This window comes from Pseudomonas sp. S2_A05, from assembly GCF_054668485.1.
In genome coordinates, this window is record NZ_CP162775.1 from 2,873,024 (window position 1) to 2,893,176 (window position 20,153).

The 20,153-nt window shown below is 60.1% G+C and carries 17 protein-coding genes; 11 read left to right on the top strand and 6 right to left on the bottom strand.

The window, feature by feature from the left end:
- Nucleotides 1-28: 28 nt before the first annotated feature.
- From AB4O12_RS13020 to AB4O12_RS13055, 8 genes are all read left to right on the top strand, one after another.
- On the top strand, nt 29-343 hold the full coding sequence (locus tag AB4O12_RS13020; RefSeq protein WP_016770842.1) for an ElaB/YgaM/YqjD family protein: 315 nt from the start codon (nt 29-31) through the stop codon (nt 341-343).
- 2 nt (nt 344-345) lie between these two features.
- Nucleotides 346-732 carry a phage holin family protein gene (locus tag AB4O12_RS13025; protein ID WP_008079909.1) on the top strand — a complete coding sequence of 129 codons (387 nt, stop codon included), beginning with the start codon at nt 346-348 and terminating at the stop codon, nt 730-732.
- Nucleotides 729-1,067, top strand: coding sequence for a hypothetical protein (locus AB4O12_RS13030; RefSeq protein WP_041478436.1), 339 nt, complete (start codon nt 729-731; stop codon nt 1,065-1,067). The genes AB4O12_RS13025 and AB4O12_RS13030 overlap by 4 nt, the downstream gene beginning before the upstream one ends.
- A gap of 120 nt (nt 1,068-1,187) precedes the next feature.
- Nucleotides 1,188-2,351 (top strand): EAL domain-containing protein, encoded by a 1,164-nt coding sequence (locus AB4O12_RS13035; protein WP_041478435.1) that lies wholly within the window; start codon nt 1,188-1,190, stop codon nt 2,349-2,351.
- Nucleotides 2,352-2,420: 69 nt separating this feature from the next.
- Complete coding sequence (locus AB4O12_RS13040; RefSeq protein WP_016770846.1) at nt 2,421-3,749, top strand: deoxyguanosinetriphosphate triphosphohydrolase; 1,329 nt, start codon at nt 2,421-2,423, stop codon at nt 3,747-3,749.
- 379 nt (nt 3,750-4,128) lie between these two features.
- Nucleotides 4,129-4,755, top strand: coding sequence for a response regulator (locus tag AB4O12_RS13045; protein WP_460062265.1), 627 nt, complete (start codon nt 4,129-4,131; stop codon nt 4,753-4,755).
- A gap of 8 nt (nt 4,756-4,763) precedes the next feature.
- Nucleotides 4,764-8,408 carry a transporter substrate-binding domain-containing protein gene (locus AB4O12_RS13050; RefSeq protein ID WP_460062268.1) on the top strand — a complete coding sequence of 1,215 codons (3,645 nt, stop codon included), beginning with the start codon at nt 4,764-4,766 and terminating at the stop codon, nt 8,406-8,408.
- 49 nt (nt 8,409-8,457) lie between these two features.
- A complete protein-coding gene (locus tag AB4O12_RS13055) occupies nt 8,458-11,403 on the top strand; it encodes an HD domain-containing phosphohydrolase (protein WP_460062270.1) in 2,946 nt (981 codons plus the stop codon).
- Here AB4O12_RS13055 and AB4O12_RS13060 read toward each other — a convergent pair whose 3' ends face one another.
- Nucleotides 11,404-11,886, bottom strand: coding sequence for a GAF domain-containing protein (locus AB4O12_RS13060; protein ID WP_016770850.1), 483 nt, complete (start codon nt 11,884-11,886; stop codon nt 11,404-11,406).
- The gene (locus tag AB4O12_RS13065) at nt 11,883-12,773 is read right to left on the bottom strand and encodes an ATP-binding protein (RefSeq protein ID WP_095182195.1); all 891 of its coding nucleotides are present in this window, start codon (nt 12,771-12,773) and stop codon (nt 11,883-11,885) included. Before AB4O12_RS13065 ends, AB4O12_RS13060 begins: the two co-directional genes overlap by 4 nt.
- Nucleotides 12,774-12,938: 165 nt before the next feature.
- Between AB4O12_RS13065 and AB4O12_RS13070 the strand changes: the two genes are divergently transcribed.
- Nucleotides 12,939-15,260, top strand: coding sequence for a hybrid sensor histidine kinase/response regulator (locus AB4O12_RS13070; RefSeq protein WP_460062273.1), 2,322 nt, complete (start codon nt 12,939-12,941; stop codon nt 15,258-15,260).
- On the opposite strand, the gene AB4O12_RS13075 is transcribed toward AB4O12_RS13070, so the two are convergent.
- From AB4O12_RS13075 to msrB, 3 genes are all read right to left on the bottom strand, one after another.
- Nucleotides 15,244-15,702: a MarR family winged helix-turn-helix transcriptional regulator gene (locus tag AB4O12_RS13075; protein WP_095182197.1), complete on the bottom strand. Its 459-nt coding sequence runs from the start codon at nt 15,700-15,702 to the stop codon at nt 15,244-15,246. The two genes, AB4O12_RS13070 and AB4O12_RS13075, sit on opposite strands and share 17 nt — an antisense overlap.
- The gene (locus AB4O12_RS13080; RefSeq protein WP_056788500.1) at nt 15,699-16,184 is read right to left on the bottom strand and encodes a glutathione peroxidase; all 486 of its coding nucleotides are present in this window, start codon (nt 16,182-16,184) and stop codon (nt 15,699-15,701) included. The genes AB4O12_RS13075 and AB4O12_RS13080 overlap by 4 nt, the downstream gene beginning before the upstream one ends.
- A 106-nt stretch (nt 16,185-16,290) precedes the next feature.
- Nucleotides 16,291-16,686 (bottom strand): peptide-methionine (R)-S-oxide reductase MsrB, encoded by a 396-nt coding sequence (msrB, locus tag AB4O12_RS13085; RefSeq protein WP_353187508.1) that lies wholly within the window; start codon nt 16,684-16,686, stop codon nt 16,291-16,293.
- Between the two features lie 224 nt (nt 16,687-16,910).
- Here msrB and AB4O12_RS13090 point away from each other — a divergent pair, with 224 nt between their 5' ends.
- Together AB4O12_RS13090 and htpX are read left to right on the top strand one after the other, a co-directional pair.
- Nucleotides 16,911-18,122: a pyridoxal phosphate-dependent aminotransferase gene (locus AB4O12_RS13090; RefSeq protein WP_016770856.1), complete on the top strand. Its 1,212-nt coding sequence runs from the start codon at nt 16,911-16,913 to the stop codon at nt 18,120-18,122.
- Nucleotides 18,123-18,425: 303 nt separating this feature from the next.
- On the top strand, nt 18,426-19,313 hold the full coding sequence (htpX, locus tag AB4O12_RS13095; protein WP_007908619.1) for a protease HtpX: 888 nt from the start codon (nt 18,426-18,428) through the stop codon (nt 19,311-19,313).
- 175 nt (nt 19,314-19,488) lie between these two features.
- On the opposite strand, the gene AB4O12_RS13100 is transcribed toward htpX, so the two are convergent.
- Entirely contained in the window at nt 19,489-20,142 is a 654-nt protein-coding gene (locus AB4O12_RS13100; RefSeq protein ID WP_460062278.1) for a thiopurine S-methyltransferase, read from the bottom strand.
- Nucleotides 20,143-20,153: the final 11 nt, after the last annotated feature.

Genomic DNA, 20,153 nt, shown 5'->3' on the forward strand with positions numbered 1-20,153 from the left:
CTTCAAAGCCACCTACGGAGATCCACCCATGGCCAGCATCAAGGCAAAGACTGCTCAAGAAATCCTGATGAACGACTTCCAGACTCTGGTCGCCGACACCGAACGCTTGCTCGAACACACCAAGACCCTCGCGGGTGATCAGGCCGATGAGCTGCGTGCCCAGATTCATGACAGCCTGCTGCGTGCCCGGGAAACCCTGAAGGTGACCGAAGACACCCTGCGTGAGCGCGGTCAGGCGGCCGTAACCGCTACTGAAGACTATGTGTCGGCCAACCCATGGCAGTCGGTGGGCATCGCTGCCGGCGTCGGTTTTCTGATCGGCCTGCTGGCAACTCGGCGCTGATCATGTCGATCGGTGAATCCGGCCCGACTGCGGGCACCGCCTCCTCCACGCGTCGCCTCGGCGCTGCCGTTCTGGGCCTGCTGCACAGTCATGTCGAACTGTTCGGCATCGAACTGCAGGAGCAGAAATCACGCACTGTCAGCCTGCTGCTGTTCGCCGGCCTGGCGCTGGTTTTTGCCCTGCTGTTGCTGGTAGGTCTGTCGACGCTGGTGATGATCATCTTCTGGGACACCTACCGCCTGGCGGCGATCATCGGCCTGTGCGTGTTTTACACGCTGGCGTCGATCTTCTGCGGTCTGCGCCTCAAAGCGGCGATTTTCGATGAGTCCTCGCCTTTCCACGGCACGCTCGAAGAGCTGGCCAATGACCGGGAGCGCCTGCTGCCATGAGCCTGCCTGAACTTCCGCACAACAGCTCGCGCCGGGAAATGCGCAAGGCGCTGATCCGCCTGCGCATGGAAATGCACCGTCAGGAGATCCGCCACGAAACCGCGCAAGTGCTGCAACCGTTGCAGCGCATGCGTGGCATGAAGCAGAACGTGCAGGATGGTTTCGGCATCAAGCATGCGCCGTTGTGGGGCGTGGCGGCGGTGACGCTGCTGGGTTTCCTCACCGGTAAAGGCTCGAAACGCAGCGGTGGTGGCGGTTTGACGCGACTGCTGCGTCTGGGCACGACGCTTGGGCCGCTGATCAGACTGGTCATGCACAGCTCAGGCAAACGCTGAATCGCCCTTCTGGCTACATTCTTGCAGTAGCGCCGGGATGAATCTCCTTATCGGGAGATTCCATCCCGCGTGCCTATCCGGCAAGCGCGGCCAAACCAAAAACAAGATTAAGGACTTGCCGTGATCGACGGGCAACCGCTCGCCTGTTTTCAGCCTTTCATCGATACCGCCACCGGCCGCATTGCAGGCGTCGAAGCATTGGGCCGCCTGCGTCAGAGCGATGGTCAACTGACCTCGGTAGGACCGTTGTTCGCCGATCCGCGCACGCCGGCCACTGCCTTGCGCCGTCTCGACCGGCAAATCCGTGATCACGCCCTCAGCCGCCTGCATGAAGCGCCGGCCGAGTGGTTTCTCAGCCTGAACATGTCGCCACGCTGGATCAGCCGCCTGCGCGCCGATCAAGCGCTGCCAAGTCTCAAACAACTGGCGCGACACGAGGTTGATCCGCAGCGCATCGTATTTGAAATCACCGAACTGGGTGGTAACAGCGAACGCCTGGCCCACGTGGTCGGGCGCTACCGTGACGCAGGGGCGAGAATCGCCATTGATGATTTCGGCGCAGGCTATTCGCAGCTGGATCGGGTGTTGGCCCTGCAACCGGACATTCTCAAGCTCGATATGCGCCTGTTTCAGGCTGCAGCCCTCGGCGGACCGAGCAGCGATGTGGTAAAGGCTCTCGCCCAGATGGCCGAGAAAACCGGCTGCTGGATCATCGCCGAAGGCGTCGAAACCGAAGCGCAGCTGAATTTCGCGCTGGAGTGCGGCTCGCGCTATGTGCAGGGATTTCTCTTCGCCCGGGCACAAGAAGAATTCTTCGCTACCGATGCCTTCGTCGCGCATTTCGCGCAATTGCGGCAACGCTACGTGAAGCAGAAACTCAGCGAGCGCGGACGGCTGATGCAAATGCGTCAGCAGCTCAGCGAGCTGATGGCGATTCTGCAGCAATGGGCGCAGGCCCGCGCCCCGCTCAGTGCATTGCCGCAACTGCAGGCGTTTCCCTGGCTGCTGCGCTTTTATCAGTGCGACCGCCACGGCACGCAACTGACGCCCAACCTGGAATGGCGCCATGACGGCTGGTTTGCCGATGATCGCTATCTGGGGCACAACTGGTCGTGGCGACCGTACTTCTATCATCTGCTGGCCGAAGGCTGGGAAGAACGCCGCCTGACCCTGTCCAACACCTATCGCGACGCCACCAGCAACCAGTATTGCCTGACTGCCGGACAGTTCTTCGATAACGGTGAACGGCTGTTGCTGATCGATATCGATGCGGCGGGTCTGTAGTTCCGCTTGCAGGCGCGGGGCCGAACCGGGAAGCTAGGGCGATCAGTCACCAGACGGAGAGATTCAGCCTTGGATTGGCCAACCCTGCTCAACCGCGAACGCCTCGGCAAGCCGCTGCACAGCCCGCAAGAACTCGGCCGCAGCCCTTTTCACAAAGACCATGACCGCATCATTTTCTCCGGGGCCTTCCGCCGCCTCGGGCGCAAGACCCAAGTGCATCCGGTCACCAGCAACGATCACATTCACACGCGCCTGACCCATTCGCTGGAAGTCAGTTGTGTCGGCCGTTCGCTGGGCATGCGTGTCGGTGAAACCTTGCGCAGCGCGCTGCCAGACTGGTGCGACCCGGCCGACCTCGGCATGGTCGTGCAGTCGGCCTGCCTGGCCCATGACATCGGCAATCCGCCGTTCGGCCATTCCGGCGAAGACGCCATTCGCCACTGGTTCCAGCAAGCCGCCGGGCGCGGCTGGCTCGATGGCATGAGCGAAGCCGAGCGTGGTGACTTCCTCAATTTCGAGGGCAATGCTCAAGGCTTTCGCGTGCTGACGCAGCTGGAATATCACCAGTTCGATGGCGGCACGCGTCTGACCTACGCGACGCTGGGCACCTACCTGAAGTATCCGTGGACCGCGCGCCACGCCGACTCCCTCGGCTACAAGAAACACAAATTCGGCTGCTACCAAAGCGAGCTGCCGCTGCTCGAACAGATCGCGCACAAACTCGGTCTCCCGCAAATCGAAGACCAGCGCTGGGCACGCCATCCATTGGTGTACTTGATGGAGGCTGCCGATGACATCTGCTATGCGCTGATCGATCTCGAAGACGGTCTGGAAATGGAGCTGCTCGAATACGCCGAAGTCGAGTCACTGCTGCTCGGTCTGGTCGGCGACGATTTGCCGGAAACCTATCGCCAGCTCGGCCCGCAGGATTCCCGGCGGCGCAAACTGGCGATCCTGCGCGGCAAGGCCATCGAGCACCTGACCAACGCGGCGGCGCGGGCATTTGTCGAACAGCAGGATGCCCTGCTCGCCGGCACACTGCACGGCGATCTGGTCGAACACATGCACGGGCCGGCAAAGCGCTGCGTGTTGAACGCCAAGGACATCGCGCGCAAGAAGATCTTCCAGGACAAGCGCAAGACGCTGCATGAGATCGGCGCGTATACCACGCTGGAGATTCTGCTCAATTCGTTCTGCGGTGCCGCGCTGGAGCAGCACAACGGCCGCACGCCGTCGTTCAAGAGCCGGCGTATTCTCGATTTGCTCGGCAACAATGCGCCGGACCCTCAAGGTTCGCTGCACAGTTCGTTTCTGCGCATGATCGATTTCATCGCCGGCATGACCGACAGTTACGCCAGTGACATGGCACTGGAAATGACCGGCCGCTCAAGTCATTGATCGTCCCCATCAGCCGGCCATTGGTCTGGCCGGCTGATGCCCGGTGAGTTATCGCCACGAACGTTATACGCGTTCTTTAAACTGGTAAGACTGGATCGCGCTGACCCAGGCAACCAAACAAAACGAACCGCACTTGTTAAACACAGCTTTAAACACCAGTAAATAATTGGAGATCAATATTGGCTCTCGGATAATTTCCATCTTCGGCGAATTGAACGCTCGTGCTTCCTTACGCCAATCCTAATTTCAACGTAGTCCATTTCTTCATTACGCGTAGGATTAATCCGATAACGTAGTCGCGACACTACCAGTCCATGCGAGTGCTCATGCATCTGAGCTAAGGTGCGCGCTTTATTCATGCTTGCATGGGACTCTATTTATGAACTCCGTTTTTATTGTGGACGATCATCCGGTCATCCGCCTCGCCGTGCGAATGCTCCTGGAACATGAAGGCTACAAGGTCGTCGGTGAGACCGATAACGGTGTCGATGCCATGCAGATGGTCCGTGAATGCATGCCCGACCTGGTCATTCTCGATATCAGCATTCCCAAGCTGGACGGCCTCGAAGTACTGGCCCGCTTCAACACCATGGGTTCCAATTTCAAGATTCTGATTCTGACGGCGCAGTGTCCTACGCTGTTCGGTATCCGCTGCATGCAATCCGGTGCATCGGGATATGTCTGCAAGCAGGAAGACTTGAGCGAATTGGTCAGCGCAATCAAAGCGGTACTTTCCGGTTACAACTACTTCCCCAGTCAGGCACTTAATCCGGTGCGCAGCGATGACACTCGATATGAAGAACTTGAACTATTCAAATCCGTTAATGATCGCGAGCTGATGGTATTGCAGTTATTTGCACAAGGACGCACCAACAAGGAAATTGCCAAGGGCATGTTTCTGAGCAACAAGACCGTCAGCACTTATAAAAAGCGTCTGATGCAAAAACTCAAAGCCAGATCCCTTGTAGAACTTATCGAGATGGCCAAACGCAACGCACTCGTGTGAGACCCCACATGCCCAGCCGTCTGAAGGACTACCTGATCACCTTGAGCGCCGTTCTGTATCTGAGCGCCAATGCCTTCGCCTCGCCAAGCCCCTCACCCGACTATGCGTTGCTCAGCCGCTCGGCAACCGAGGCTGTCGGGATTGTCCTGCAATCGTCACAACGGCAATGGCTACAGACTCGCAGCGAACTGAAACTGGGTACCTCCGCACCTGATTACCCGCCATTCGACATGACCGTCAGTGGCCAGGACTACGAGGGACTGACCGCCGATTACGCAGGGATTCTCGGTCAAGCCACCGGTTTGCCGATTCGCGTGCAACGCTTTCCCTCGCGCGAGGCTGCCATTCGCGCCTTGATCGATGGCCAGATCGACCTGCTTGGCACAGCCAACGGCTACGAAGCAGGCAATGCCAACCTCGCGCTCTCCACACCTTACGCGGTCGATCAGCCGGTACTGGTGACCCGCGAAGATGAAACCCGCTCGCTGACCGAAGGCCTCGCCGGCCTGCGCCTGAGCATGGTGTATCACTATTTGCCGCTGCCGGAGATCAAGGCGCTGTATCCCAAAGCGCTGATCACCTGCTATCCGTCCTATCAGAACGCAATCAACGCGGTGGCCTTCGACCAGGCCGATGTGTTTCTCGGCGACACCCTCTCCACCCATTACATGATCAACAAGGGCTATCTCAATAACGTCCGCATGGCCAACTTCGGCAAGCAGGAAGCCCATGGCTTCAGCTTCGCCGTGCGGCGCAGCAATCCGCAGTTGCTGGGCATCATCGACACCGTGCTCGCAGCGATCCCGCGCAGCCAGCGCGATGACATCGCCAAACGCTGGAGCGCCGGCAGCGACCTGCTGCTCACCGACAGTAAACTCCAGCTGACGGATCGTGAGGAGAACTGGCTCAAGCAGCATCCCGTCGTCAGCGTAGTGGTCAATGAGGCGTACGCACCGTTGACCTTCTTCGACAGCGCCGGCAATTTCCGCGGCATCAGTGCCGACCTGCTCGAACTGATTCGCTTGCGTACCGGCCTGCGTTTCGAAATCCAGCGCAGTCGCAACGATGCGGAAATGATCAGGCAGATCGACAATCACAAGGCCGATCTGATTGCCGCCCTGTTGCCCAGCACCGAACGTGAAAAAAACCTGAGTTTCAGTCGTCCCTATCTGGAAAATTCCTACGTGCTGCTGACCCGCAAAAGCGCCGACAGCCCGACCAACCTGGCCCAACTCAAAGGCAAGCGTCTGGCGATCGCCCAAGGCAATCCGCTGGTCGCCTACTTGCATGAGAATTTTCCGGGCATCGAACTGATCGAAACCCCCGACACCTTCAGCGCCGTGTCGATGCTGGCCGACAATCACGTCGACGGCGCAGTGAACTCGCTGGTGATCGCCAACTATTTCATCTCCTCGCGCATATTCGATCGGCCACTGCAAATCACCACCACGATCGGCACCAGTCAGGCGGCCTTTTCGCTGGCGACCGCCCGTGACAACACCGAACTGGCCTCGATCATCAACAAGGCGCTGCTGAGCATCGCTCCCGAGGAGCTCGGCGTGATCAACGGCCGCTGGCGCGGTTACTCCACGGCATCACAGAACATCTGGCAAAACTATCAGCGGCTGTTCTATCAAGTAGTCGCGGCCGCCGGCCTGATCCTGCTGCTGTTACTGACCTGGAACGCCTACATGCGCCACCAGATCAAGCAACGTCAGGCTGCCGAACGCGCGCTGAACGATCAACTGGAGTTCATGCGCTCGCTGGTTAACGGCACACCACACCCGATCTACGTGCGAGATCGCCAGGGTCTGCTGCAAAGTTGCAACGACAGTTATCTCGAAGCGTTCAACGCCAGACGCGAGGACATCATCGGCAAAGGCGTCGTGCAAGGCACCCTGAGCAACGCGTTCGAGGCCGAGGCATTCCAGGCTGATTACCAGAGAGTCATTGCCGAAGGCATTCCCTTGATACTCGACCGGCCTCTGCACATCGGCAGCCGCCGCCTGACGATTTACCACTGGATACTTCCCTACCGCGACTCCAGCGGTGCCGTCCAGGGCATCATTGGCGGCTGGATCGATATCAGTGAACGCCGCCAATTGTTTGAAAAACTGCGTGCGGCCAAAGAACAGGCAGACGAGGCGAACCGGGCCAAAAGTACCTTCCTGGCAACCATGAGCCACGAGATCCGTACACCGATGAACGCCGTGATCGGCATGCTCGAACTGACCCTGCGACGCATCGATCCGCAGCACCCCGATCGCGCTTCGATCGACACGGCCTACCATTCGGCCAAGGATCTGCTCGGGCTGATCGGCGATATCCTCGACATCGCCCGCATTGAGTCCGGCCGTCTGAGCCTGTCTCCGGAGTGGATCAATCTGGTCGACACGGTGACCTCCGTTGCGCGCATCTTCGACGGCCTAGCGCGGCAGAAAAACCTTGCCTTGCAAGTCGTCTTCAACCCGCCGAACCCGGCTGTGGATGTGCATCTGGATCCGCTGCGCTTCAAGCAGGTGCTGTCCAACCTGGTCAGCAATGCCATCAAGTTCACCGAAAGCGGCCACGTGCGGATCACCCTCGACCTGATCCCGGCAGACGCTGCTGGGCGAACATTGATGCAACTGACCGTGCAGGACAGCGGCTCAGGCATCAGCGCCGAAGATCAACAGCGCTTGTTCGAACCTTTCTCGCAGGCGGATAACGGCAGTAGGCAGGCAAAAAACGGCGCCGGACTCGGGCTGGTCATCAGTCGCAACCTGTGCGAAATGATGGGCGGACAACTGCAGTTGAGCAGCCAGCCCGGCATCGGCACTCAGGTTTGCATATCGCTGCCGCTGGACAGCCTGCCGGCGAAGGCGAATCCGCCGAAAAGCGAACCGTTGATCAAGCCTGCGACAACGCCGTTACATGTCCTGGTTGTCGACGACCATCCGGCCAACCGTTTGCTCATGTGTCAGCAACTGGAGTTTCTCGGTCATCGCTTCAGCATTGCCGAAGATGGCTGCAGCGGCCTCGAGCGGTGGAAGGCCGATCATTTCGATCTGGTGATCGTCGACTGCAACATGCCCTTGATGAACGGCTATGACATGACCCGTGGGATTCGCCAGCTTGAACTGCAAAACCACCGCCCGCCGTGCACCGTGCTGGGTTTCACCGCCAATGCCCAGCCCGAAGAAGTCCAGCGCTGCAAGCTCGCCGGCATGGACGACTGCCTGTTCAAACCGTTGAGTCTGACCTTGCTCGGACAATGGATCGACGGCATCACGCCGGCATCACCGGCCTCGGTCTTCGACCTGCAAAGTCTGAGCCTGCTGACCGGCAACAACCCCGGGCAAACCCGGCGCATGCTGGTGGAACTGCTCAAGAGCAGCCGTCTCGACCGCGAAGAACTGCTGAGGCTGTCGCCCGAGGATGATCGCGAAGCGCTGGCAGTGGTTGCGCACAAGATCAAGGGCGCAGCACGCATCGCGCAGGCCTCGCGGTTGATCGAATGTTGCGATGAGCTCGAGGACGCCTGCCAGCAAGCGCTCGCGTCACAGGAGATTGCCCGTCGCTGGGCGGCAACCAGCCAAGCGATGCTCGAACTGGCGCAGGCCCTGCAACAGCAATTGTCCCTGGCCGATCAAGGCACAGTGAGCGAGTCTTAACTATGCTTGGACGCTGAGCAGTGAGTTAAACATTCATGGAGAGCCTGCAATGCACAGCCCACTGCGCCCCGAGCAACGCCGGTTGCCGCTGCACGTGCACATCAGCGTCATGTTCACCTTTCTTTTATTGCTCACCGGCGTGGTGCTGGGCCTGTTCAATTACCACCAGACCACGCAGATCATCCTGTCGAGCAGCGAAAAGCTGTTTGACCGCATCGAGCAGGATGTACGCCTCGATCTGCAGGCAACCTATCAGCCGATCCGCAACCTGTTGAGCCTGCTGGCGGATACCCCGGCAGCCCAGGCTAGTGATCTGGAACAACGCCTGCCCTTGCTCAAACCCTTCAGCCAGTCGCTCACCGACAACCCGGCGCTGGCGTCGCTGTATCTGGGTTACGCCAATGGCGATTTCTTCATGGTGCGCGCGCTGCGTACTCCGGCTCTGAAGGCACAGCTTCAGGCGCCGGAAGCGGCGGCCTATCAAGTCTGGAGCATCGAGCATGCTCCACAAGGCGCCATACGCTCGCAATCATTGTTCTTTGATCAGGCCCTGACACCGATCAACCGCCGCGAGCATCCCCAAGAGCCGTACGATCCGCGCAGCCGGACCTGGTTCAGCGACGCCCTGCAACAGGCCGGGCAAATCACCACCGAGCCCTATGTATTTTTCTCGACCCACAATGTCGGCACCACGCTGGCCCGGCGCAGCGGCGAGAACGCGGTGATCGGCGCCGACCTGACCCTCGCTTCGCTGTCGACCGCCCTGGGCAAGCACCAGGTCACGCCTTCGACAGAGATCGCGCTGTACGACACCGACGGCAACGCCGTGGCTTACCCCGACAGCCATCGCCTGATCGTCGATGACCGCACTGCGCGGCTGGCCAGAGCGGCCGATCTCAGCCCTGAGCTGAACGCGCTGCTCAGCTCCGACAATATCGGCAAGCGTCTGCAAGTAAACGACCGGCAATGGATCGTCGCACGCACCAGCATCGAGGAAGGCGGGCCGAAAGGTCTGCAACTGGCGCTGCTGGTGCCGGAAGACGAATTACTGGTGGATGCGTTCCGGATGCGCTGGCAAGGCGCGCTGATCACCCTGGCCATCCTGCTGCTGTGCCTGCCATTGGGCTGGGTGATTTCGCGGATTCTGGTCAAGCCGCTGCATGCCCTGGTCAAGGAGGCCGACGCGATCCGCAGCTTCGACTTCAGTTCTCCGCTGGCGCGCCGCTCGCCCGTACTGGAAGTCGATCAATTAAGCCTGTCGATGGCGCGGATGAAAGAAACCCTGGGCAGTTTCTTCCGCATCACTGACAGCCTTTGCGCCGAAACCCGTTTTGCCCCGCTGCTCGAACGCGTGCTGTTCGAAACCGTACAGATCGCTCAGGCGCAGGCCGGTCTGATCTACCTGCGCGAAGCCGACGGCGCGCGCATGGAACCTTATGGACTGGTGATTGATGGCGTGCCGCAGAAGCTGGAGGCGTTCGACATTCAAGGACGTGAGTTGCATAAAAACACCGGCCCGGCGTGGTTCGAGCAACTGGCCAGCGCCAACAATACCGTCAGCCATCTGGGCTTCGATCAGGCCGGCGACTTGCAGAAAATCCTCCTGGCCATGGAATCACCGCGCATTCACCTGATCGGCATCCGCCTGCACAACCAGCACGATGAAACCATCGGCCTGCTGATTCTGCTGGTCAATGACAGTGGTGAGCCGAGTGATCTGGAAAAGCTGCGGCCTGACCGAATTGCCTTCTTGCAGGCGGTGTCCGGCGCGGCGGCGGTGAGCATCGAAAGTCAGCGTCTGCAAGCGCGGCAGAAACAACTGCTCGACGCCTTCATCCAACTGCTGGCCAGCGCGATCGACGCCAAGAGCCCCTACACCGGCGGCCATTGCCAGCGGGTGCCGGAACTGACGTTGATGCTCGCCCAGGCTGCTGCGGCAAGCCAGGACCCGGCGTTCAGCGCTTACCAACCGAGCGAGGATGAATGGGAGGCGTTGCACATCGCCGCGTGGCTGCACGATTGCGGCAAGGTCACGACGCCGGAATACGTGGTCGACAAAGCCACCAAGCTCGAGACCATCAACGACCGCATCCATGAAATCCGCACCCGCTTCGAAGTGCTCAAGCGTGACGTGTGGATCAACTACTGGCAGACCCTGGCAAGCGGTGCAGACGAAGCGGCGCTGGCCCGCGCCCGTGATAGTGAGTTGCTGATGCTCGACGACGACTTCGCCTTTGTCGCCCGCTGCAATCTCGGTGGCGAGGCCATGGCCGAGGCTGATCTGCAACGCCTCGAGCGAGTGGCGCAACGCAGATGGCTGCGCACACTTGATGATCGCGTCGGTGTGTCCTGGGAAGAAAACCGCCGCCAGGCGAAAACCCCTGCGCCGCTGCTGCCCGTCAGTGAAAGTCTGCTGGCCGACAAACCCGAGCATCTGATCGAACGCGACAAGAGCGAACTGATCCCCGAGGACAACCCCTGGGGCTTCAAACTCGATGTGCCCGCGCACAAGTACAACCGCGGCGAGTTGTACAACCTGAAGATCGGCCGCGGCACGCTGACTCGCGAAGAGCGCTACATCATCAACCATCACATGGTGCAGACGATCATGATGCTCAGCCACCTGCCCTTCCCCGGCCACCTGGACAGCATTGCCGAGATCGCCGGCGGTCATCATGAAAAAATGGACGGCACCGGGTATCCGAAACGGCTGAAGCGCGAGGAAATGAGCCTGCCGGCGAGGATGATGGCGATTGCCGATATTTTCGAAGCGCTGACCGCCGCCGATCGCCCTTACAAGAAAGCCAAGTCGCTGAGCGAAGCGCTGGGGATCATGGCGACCATGTGCCGTGAAGCGCACATCGATGCGCCGTTGTTCGGCCTGTTCATCAATGAGGGTGTGTACATGCAGTACGCGACGCGGTTTCTCGATCCCGCGCAAATCGACAGCGTGGACACGGCCAGCCTGATGCACAAGGCTGGCCTCAGCGGTTGATCAGCAGTCGGTCAGGCGCAGGAAAATCGCCGCCAGTTGCTCGATGCCGGCCTGATCTTCGGCGCCGAAACGCGCCAGCTTCGGGCTGTCGAGGTCGAGCACGCCGATCAGGCGACCGTCCTTGACCAAAGGCACTACCAGTTCGCTGTTGGAAGCGCTGTCGCAGGCAATGTGGCCCGGGAAGGCATGTACATCCTCGACGCGCTGGGTTTGCAGACTGGCAGCAGCGGCGCCGCAAACACCGCGCCCGAACGGGATGCGCACGCAAGCGATCTGGCCCTGAAACGGGCCGAGCACCAGCTCTTCGTTACGATTGAGGTAGAAACCGGCCCAGTTCAAATCATCGAGCTGGTTGAACAGGAACGCGGAAAACTGCGCGGCATTGGCGATGAAGTCGCGTTCGTCCGCCAGTAGCGATTCCAGTTGTGCGGCCAACATACCGTAGCCTTCGAGGCCCTGGCCGCTTTGTTGCAAATCAATCATGCCTTGTGCTCCAGCAATTTCAGTCCCACCCAGTAGCGGGCGAATTGATACGCGCAACGTCCGTTGCGATTACCGCGGCCGGTGGCCCAGCGCACGGCGAGGATGTCCAGTGCTTCGTCGCGCTGCCAGCTCAGGCCGGCCTTGGCGGCCAACTGGCCGATCCAGTGCTCGACGACGTCGAGAAAATGTTCTTGGGTAAACGGGTAGAACGACAGCCACAGGCCGAAACGGTCGGACAGGGCGATCTTGTCTTCCACCGCTTCGCTCGGGTGCAGTTCGCCGTCGACGCGCTTCCAGTTTTCGTTGTCGCTTTCCTTTTCCGGCACCAGGTGGCGGCGGTTGGAAGTGGCGTACAACAAGACATTGTCGGGGGCCTGCTCGAGCGAACCGTCGAGCACGCTTTTCAGCACGCGGTAGTCGCCTTCGCCGGATTCGAACGACAGGTCATCGCAGAACAGCACGAATCGTTGCGGCAATTTGGCGACTTGCTCGACCACGCGTGGCAGGTCAGCCAAGTGATCGCGTTCGATCTCGATCAGACGCAGGCCGGCACCGGCGTGCTCGGCCAGCAACGCACGCACCAGCGAAGACTTGCCGGTACCGCGTGAACCCCAGAGCAAGGCGTGGTTGGCCGGCATGCCATCAAGAAATTGTTGTGTGTTGCGCCCCAACTGCTCCAACTGCCGGTCGACGCCGATCAGGTCGGACAGACGCATGTCGAGGCTGACTTCCAGCGGCAACAGGTAGCCGCTGCGACCGTCACGCTGCCAGCGCGCTGCCAGGCAAGTGTTCCAGTCAATGACAGGGCGCGGTGCCGGCAACAGTGGTTCGATTCGCGCCAGAACCGACTCGGCGCGTTCAAGAAAAGCATTCAATCGGGAATCCACGTCTTCTCCTCGGGCACTTTCACAGTGATGATGACGATCCAGCGACGACACACAGATAAAATCGCCTCAGCAAGCCTTGTTACAAGGCGATTCGGGAACCTCGGTATCCCTGCATGATCGACTATGCTTGAGCAGCGAAGGGAAACGGAAGTGGTTCAACAACCCATGGATATCAAATTCACCCACCGGCTGTCTTACAAGCAAGCCAGGCTTACCGTGCTGGTCGGGTTCATTCTGGGCACCCTGCTCAGTCTGCTGCAGATCGGCATCGATTATGCCAGCGAAGACGCTTCCATCAACCGGGAAATCCTCGCACTGCTGGAAATCAGCCACAATCCGGCCTCGCGCATCGCCTATAACATCGACGCCGAGCTCGCGCAGGAGCTCACCCTCGGCCTGCTGCGCTCGCCGGCGATCATCGCCGCGCAACTGATCGACAACAACGAGACCGTGCTGGCCAGCGTCAAACGCCCGGAACTGCAGAGCAGCTATCGGCTGATCAGCGACTTCCTGTTCGGCGCCAAGCGTCATTTCGAAGATCGTCTGTACCTCGACCACTTGCCCAACGAATCCCTCGGCGTTCTCAAGCTTGAAGTCGACACTTATGCCTTCGGCAGCCGCTTCCTGCGCCGTGCGGAAGTCACCCTGCTCAACGGTTTTGCCCGCAGCCTGCTGCTGACCGGGATCCTCCTGGCGCTGTTCTACGTGATGCTGACCAAGCCGTTGGTGCGGGTCATCCGTGAACTCAGCGGCCGCGACCCGCGCAGCGCCGAGCCGACCACGCTTGAGTGCCCCGCCGGCCACGGCAACGATGAGATCGGCGTGCTGGTCAAGGTCGCCAATCAGCAGTTCGAAAACATCGCCACCGAAATCCAGCAGCGGCGCACCGCGGAAAATCGCCTGACCGAATACCTCGCGCAACTGGAAGACATCGTCTCGGCGCGCACCGCCGAACTCAAGGCAATCAACGCCCGCCTCAGCCAGTCCAACGAAGAACTGGAAGTGGCACGTCGTACTGCACTGGACATGGCCGAAGCGCGTTCGGCGTTTCTGGCCAACATGAGCCATGAAATCCGTACACCACTCAACGGTCTGCTGGGGATGATCGCGCTGTCGCTGGACGGCCCGCTCAACGCCGAGCAGCAGCAACAACTGTCGATCGCCCACGACTCGGGCAAGGTGCTGGTGGAACTGCTCAACGATATTCTCGACCTGTCGAAATTCGACGCCGGGCAACTGGAGCTGGAAAACATCCCGTTCGACCTCGGTTCGCTGATCGAAGACACCGCCAACCTGCTCTCGCAGAACGCCGCGCCAAGCGTCGAGCTGACCTGTCTGATCGAACCGCACTTCCCGGCGCTGGTGCTGGGCGACCCGACCCGGGTGCGGCAGATCGTCAGCAACCTGCTGTCCAACGCGCTGAAATTCACCCGTTTCGGTCGGGTCGATGTGCGCCTGTCGGCACACAAGGGCGGCGTGCGCATCGAAGTCTGCGACACCGGCATAGGCATCGCCCAGGAAGCGCAGGTGAAAATCTTCCAGCCGTTCACCCAGGCCGGCGCCGGTATCACCCGTCAGTACGGCGGCACCGGGCTGGGGCTCGCGCTGACGTACAACCTGTGCGAAGCGATGCAGGGTCGGCTGACCATCAGTTCCGAAAGCGGCTTCGGCAGCCAGTTCTGCGCCGAACTGCCACTGCCCTCTCACACCCGCGCCCTCCCACCGCAGCCATTACGCGGCAAGGTCCTCGCCATTACCGCTGCCAGCAGTGGTCTGGCGGAATTGCTGAAAAGCCTGTTGCCGGTGTGGGGCCTGGAATACACGCAGCGCACCATTGACGATTCGCTGCTGGGCCTGAATCCGGATGTGCTGATCACCGATTGCCCGGAATGCCTGTTCGGTCTGCGCCCGAGCATCACCGCGCCGATTCTGCTGGTGACTGCTTACGGCAGTTTTCTGCCCAGCGAAGAAGCCGCCGCCCTCGCGCCCTTGCAGCAGCAAGCCCGGCCGCTGGCGCGCAACGCGCTGTACCAGCATCTGCGACGGATTCTGCAACCGGACGCCGCCACCCTCAACGAAGCACAAGCGGATGCCTTGCCGTCCGCGCGCCGGGGCAAGGTGCTGCTGGTCGAGGACAACCCGGTCAATCAACTGGTCGCCAAAGGCATGCTCGGCAAGCTTGGCTGCGATGTAGTGGTGGCGGGCCATGGTGCCGAGGCGCTGGATCAGCTGGAGTTTGCCGATTTCGATCTGGTGCTGATGGACTGCAACATGCCGGTGATGGATGGCTATGAAGCCAGTCGGCAGATTCGCCAGAGCGGGCGCTGGCCGAATCTGCCGATTGTCGCGCTGACCGCCAATGCCATGTCCGAGGAACGCGAACGTTGCCGCGCGGCCGGCATGAGCGACTATCTGGCCAAACCGTTTCGCCGCGAAGAACTCGCCGCGCTGCTTGATCAGTGGATGCCGACTACGAAAGCCCTTTGATCTGCCCGAGCAAATGATCGAGGCCGGCGCGCAAATCATTGAGCCGGTCGAGATCTACGCCACTGTCGCACAACAGGCGCGCCTTGAGTGGCCCGACCTGCTCGCGCAGTGCTGTTCCGGCAGGCGTCAGGCTCAGGTGCATCTCGCGTTCATCCCGCGCCGAGCGCCGACGCTGGACCAGATCGCTCTGCTCCAGACGTTTGAGCAAAGGCGTCAACGTCCCCGAGTCCAGGGCCAAGCGTTCGCCCAAGGCCTTGACCGTCGGTTGCTCCGGCGCAGCATCCTGCCATTCCCACAGCACCAGCATCGCCAGGTACTGCGGGTAGGTCAGGCCCAACTGATCGAGCATCGGCTTGTAGGCGCGAATCACCGCCCGCGAGGCCGCGTACAGCTTGAAGCACAACTGGCTGTCGAGCTTCAGCGAATCAACCGCCAGGCTCATTTCAGCAGAGCTTCGATCTCGCCGCTCAGGTCCTGCGGTTTGGTCGTCGGGGCGAAACGCTTGACCAACTGGCCGTCCTTGCCGATCAGGAACTTGGTGAAATTCCACTTGATGCCCTGCGAGCCGAGCAGGCCCGGGGCGCGCTTCTTCAACTGCACGAACAGCGGGTGAGCATCGGCGCCGTTGACGTCGATCTTCTTGAACAGCGGGAAGCTGACGCCGAAATTCAGTTCGCAGAATTCACTGATGGCGCCGTCATTGCCCGGCTCCTGTTTGCCGAACTGGTTGCAGGGGAAACCCAATACCACCAGCCCCTGGTCCTTGTAGGTCTGCCAGAGTTCTTCGAGACCTTTGTATTGCGGAGTGAAGCCACACTTGCTCGCGGTATTGACCACCAGCACGGCTTTGCCGGCGAAATCGGCCAAGGTCTTTTGCTCACCCTTGATGGTGGTGCACGGGATATTCAGCAGGTTGTCGCTCATGGGTCGGCTCCGCAATGGTGAGGAAGGCGCAAACATAACGAGCAATTGAATTGTGTGCAATCTAATTGCTCGATAAAAAGGCGACACAATGTCGCCTCTTTATCGGTTATTCGCGCGGCTCGAGATTCAGGCACACCGAGTTGATGCAATAACGCAGGCCGGTGGGTGGCGGACCATCCGGGAACACGTGGCCCAGGTGCGCATCACAGCGCGCGCATTTCACTTCGGTGCGGACCATGCCGTGGCTGGTGTCGCGGATCTCAGCCATCGCGCTATCGCCGATCGGCGCGTAAAAGCTCGGCCAGCCGCAGCCGGAGTCGAATTTGGTCTTGGAATCGAACAGCGGCTCGTTGCAGCAGACACAGTGGTAGACACCGTCGGTTTTGGTGTTGTTGTATTTGCCCGAGAACGGACGCTCGGTGTCACTCAGGCGGCAGACGTTGTACTGCTCGGGGTCGAGCATGGCACGCCATTCTTCCAGGGTTTTCTGCAACTTTTCCATCATCACACCTCAGCGGCTGAAAAAGCCCGATCTGTACCTTTTCCACGGATCGGGCGGCACGTATGATTGCGCCTCGTCACGCGCCAGTCTGGCAGCCAGACCGGGCGCATTCAAACGGATTCTGAGCGCTAAAGCGCCAGACCTCCGCCTGTGCGAAGACGCAGCAATCCCAGTACGGTTGTCCATTTGCCGCCTGGATCGTTCATTTTCGGGATCACATCGCCATGCAGTTCAGCAAATCGAACAAGCTCGCCAACGTCTGCTACGACATTCGCGGCCCAGTGCTCAAGCACGCCAAACGACTGGAAGAGGAAGGCCAGCGCATCCTCAAGCTGAACATCGGCAACCCGGCGCCGTTTGGTTTCGAAGCGCCGGACGAAATCCTCCAGGACGTGATCCGCAACCTGCCGACCGCGCAAGGTTACAGCGACTCCAAAGGCCTGTTCAGCGCGCGCAAGGCGGTGATGCAGTACTACCAGCAGAAGCAGGTTGAAGGTGTCGGCATCGAAGACATCTACTTGGGCAACGGCGTTTCCGAGCTGATCGTGATGTCGCTGCAGGCGCTGCTCAATAATGGCGACGAAGTGCTGGTGCCAGCCCCGGACTATCCGCTGTGGACCGCTGCCGTCAGCCTCGCTGGCGGTAACGCTGTGCATTATCTGTGCGACGAAGGCGCCGACTGGTTCCCGGATCTGGCCGACATCAAGGCCAAGATCACCCCGAACACCAAGGCCATGGTGATCATCAACCCGAACAACCCGACCGGTGCGGTGTACTCGAAGGAAGTGTTGCTGGGCATGCTGGAAATCGCCCGGGCGCACAATCTGGTGGTGTTCTCCGACGAGATCTACGACAAGATTCTTTATGACGACGCCGTGCACATCTGCACCGCTTCGCTGGCCCCGGACCTGCTCTGCCTGACCTTCAACGGCTTGTCGAAATCCTACCGCGTGGCCGGTTTCCGCTCCGGCTGGATCGCCATCTCCGGGCCGAAACACAACGCGCAGAGCTACATCGAAGGGATCGACATGCTGGCCAACATGCGCCTGTGCGCCAACGTGCCGAGCCAGCACGCAATCCAGACCGCGCTGGGCGGCTACCAGAGCATCAACGATCTGGTGCTGCCGCAGGGTCGCCTGCTGGAGCAGCGCAATCGCACCTGGGAGTTGCTGAACGACATTCCCGGCGTCAGCTGCGTGAAGCCGATGGGCGCGTTGTACGCGTTCCCGAAAATCGACCCGAAGGTCTGCCCGATCCATAACGACGAAAAATTCGTTCTCGACCTGCTGCTTTCCGAAAAACTGCTGGTGGTCCAGGGCACGGCATTCAACTGGCCGTGGCCGGATCACTTCCGTGTGGTCACCCTGCCCCGCGTCGATGATCTGGAAATGGCCATCGGCCGCATCGGCAACTTCCTCAAGTCCTACCGCCAGTAACCGGCCTGCAGTGCGCAACGGATTGGCTGTTGCGCACTGTCTGATTCAGCAACACATCTTCGTTCCGCGCCTTTGCAGCCCTTCTACACTTGCGATGCGAGCCGTACAGACGTGTCTGACCTAATGGCGGCGGGGCGAAAGGCTGTGTCATCCGTATCGGAATCGAGGGTGGGAATTTTCTTTTTCCTCAAGAAACCGCTGTAGGACACAGTTTGAAATAGTCACTCGGTTGAATAGCCCGGTGCCGCACCTTATATACCCCGCAGTACGCTACATCTTTAGCTTGAGGAGAGTTCTACAACCATGATGCGCATCCTGCTGTTTTTGGCCACTAACCTGGCGGTCGTGCTGATAGCCAGCATCACCCTGAGCCTGTTCGGCTTCAACGGGTTCATGGCGGCCAACGGGGTCGACCTCGACCTCAGTCAGCTGCTGGTCTTCTGTGCGGTCTTTGGTTTCGCCGGCTCGCTGTTCTCGCTGTTCATCTCCAAGTGGATGGCGAAGATGAGCACCGGTACGCAAATCATCAGCCAGCCACGCACTCGTCATGAGCAATGGCTGCTGCAAACGGTCGAGCAATTGTCCCGCGAAGCCGGGATCAAGATGCCTGAAGTCGGGATTTTCCCGGCCTACGAAGCGAATGCTTTCGCTACCGGCTGGAACAAGAACGACGCGCTGGTCGCGGTCAGCCAGGGCCTGCTCGAGCGATTCTCGCCCGATGAAGTGAAAGCCGTACTGGCCCACGAAATCGGTCACGTCGCCAACGGCGACATGGTCACGCTGGCTCTGATCCAGGGCGTGGTGAACACCTTCGTGATGTTCTTCGCGCGGATCATCGGCAACTTCGTCGACAAGGTCATCTTCAAGAACGAAGAAGGCCAGGGCATCGCCTATTACGTGGCGACCATCTTCGCCGAACTGGTGCTGGGCATCCTCGCCAGCGCAATCGTCATGTGGTTCTCGCGCAAGCGCGAATTCCGTGCCGACGAAGCCGGCGCCCGCCTGGCCGGTACCAGCGCGATGATTGGTGCTCTGCAACGTCTGCGCGCCGAACAGGGCCTGCCGGTGCATATGCCCGACACCCTGAACGCCTTCGGCATCAACGGTGGCATCAAACAGGGCTTCGCCCGCATGTTCATGAGCCACCCGCCGCTGGAAGAGCGTATTGACGCACTGCGTCGTCGCGGTTGATTTGATCGCAATAAAAAAGAAGGCCCGCAGTGATGCGGGCCTTTTTTTGTATCTTCAGATCATGCGTTGTCAGCAAAGTCCCATTCGCGAGCAGGCTCGCTCCCACCTTTGAAACGCATTTCCCTGTGGGAGCGAGCCTGCTCGCGAAGACGCCGGAATTGTTAACAGAAAACCATCAGGCAGAAACCCGATAAACCCGCTCCACCAACCACTCAACCCCGCCCTGTAGAAACTTGGGGCTCTCAGCCAGAATATCTCGCTCTTCCAGTTTCTCCAGCTGCCAACCCTGGCCCAGCAGCCGCTGCGCCTCATCATCATTCACCGCAAACGGCGGTCCCGGGATCTGCGTCTGATCGTAATCCAGGGTAATCACCAGCCCTTTCATCTCCGGCGCCAGCAAGTGCTGCAAATGCGCCGCGTAGCGCTGGCGCATCGCGTCCGGCAAGGCAATCAGCGCGGCGCGGTCATACAGCGCAGTACAATCTGCGACGTCCTCGGCCGTCAGCGCAAAAAAATCACCGCACCACAATTCGAACGCAACACTGCGATAAACCTTGAATGCGCCCTGCTCGCTGATCTGCGGTTGCAACTGATGTTCGCTGAAAAACTCCTCGACAGCCTTTTCCGCTAGCTCAACCCCAATCACCTGGTGTCCCTGCCCGGCAAGCCAGAGCAGATCCAGACTCTTCCCGCACAGCGGCACCAGCACACGCGCCGACGGTGCAATCGCCAGCTCCGGCCAGTAGCGCTGCAAATACGGGTTGGCCTCGGGCTGATGAAAGCCGATCTGGTTCGAATCCCATTTCTTGTACCAAAACTCAGGCTGCATGGATCACTCCC

Coding starts and splice junctions, on each gene's coding strand:
- AB4O12_RS13020 (WP_016770842.1), top strand. CDS start 29: ATGGCCAGCATCAAGGCAAAGACTGCTCAAGAAATCCTGATGAACGAC.
- AB4O12_RS13025 (WP_008079909.1), top strand. CDS start 346: ATGTCGATCGGTGAATCCGGCCCGACTGCGGGCACCGCCTCCTCCACG.
- AB4O12_RS13030 (WP_041478436.1), top strand. CDS start 729: ATGAGCCTGCCTGAACTTCCGCACAACAGCTCGCGCCGGGAAATGCGC.
- AB4O12_RS13045 (WP_460062265.1), top strand. CDS start 4,129: ATGAACTCCGTTTTTATTGTGGACGATCATCCGGTCATCCGCCTCGCC.
- AB4O12_RS13050 (WP_460062268.1), top strand. CDS start 4,764: ATGCCCAGCCGTCTGAAGGACTACCTGATCACCTTGAGCGCCGTTCTG.
- AB4O12_RS13055 (WP_460062270.1), top strand. CDS start 8,458: ATGCACAGCCCACTGCGCCCCGAGCAACGCCGGTTGCCGCTGCACGTG.
- AB4O12_RS13060 (WP_016770850.1), bottom strand. CDS start 11,886: ATGATTGATTTGCAACAAAGCGGCCAGGGCCTCGAAGGCTACGGTATG.
- AB4O12_RS13070 (WP_460062273.1), top strand. CDS start 12,939: ATGGATATCAAATTCACCCACCGGCTGTCTTACAAGCAAGCCAGGCTT.
- AB4O12_RS13075 (WP_095182197.1), bottom strand. CDS start 15,702: ATGAGCCTGGCGGTTGATTCGCTGAAGCTCGACAGCCAGTTGTGCTTC.
- AB4O12_RS13080 (WP_056788500.1), bottom strand. CDS start 16,184: ATGAGCGACAACCTGCTGAATATCCCGTGCACCACCATCAAGGGTGAG.
- msrB (WP_353187508.1), bottom strand. CDS start 16,686: ATGGAAAAGTTGCAGAAAACCCTGGAAGAATGGCGTGCCATGCTCGAC.
- AB4O12_RS13090 (WP_016770856.1), top strand. CDS start 16,911: ATGCAGTTCAGCAAATCGAACAAGCTCGCCAACGTCTGCTACGACATT.
- htpX (WP_007908619.1), top strand. CDS start 18,426: ATGATGCGCATCCTGCTGTTTTTGGCCACTAACCTGGCGGTCGTGCTG.
- AB4O12_RS13100 (WP_460062278.1), bottom strand. CDS start 20,142: ATGCAGCCTGAGTTTTGGTACAAGAAATGGGATTCGAACCAGATCGGC.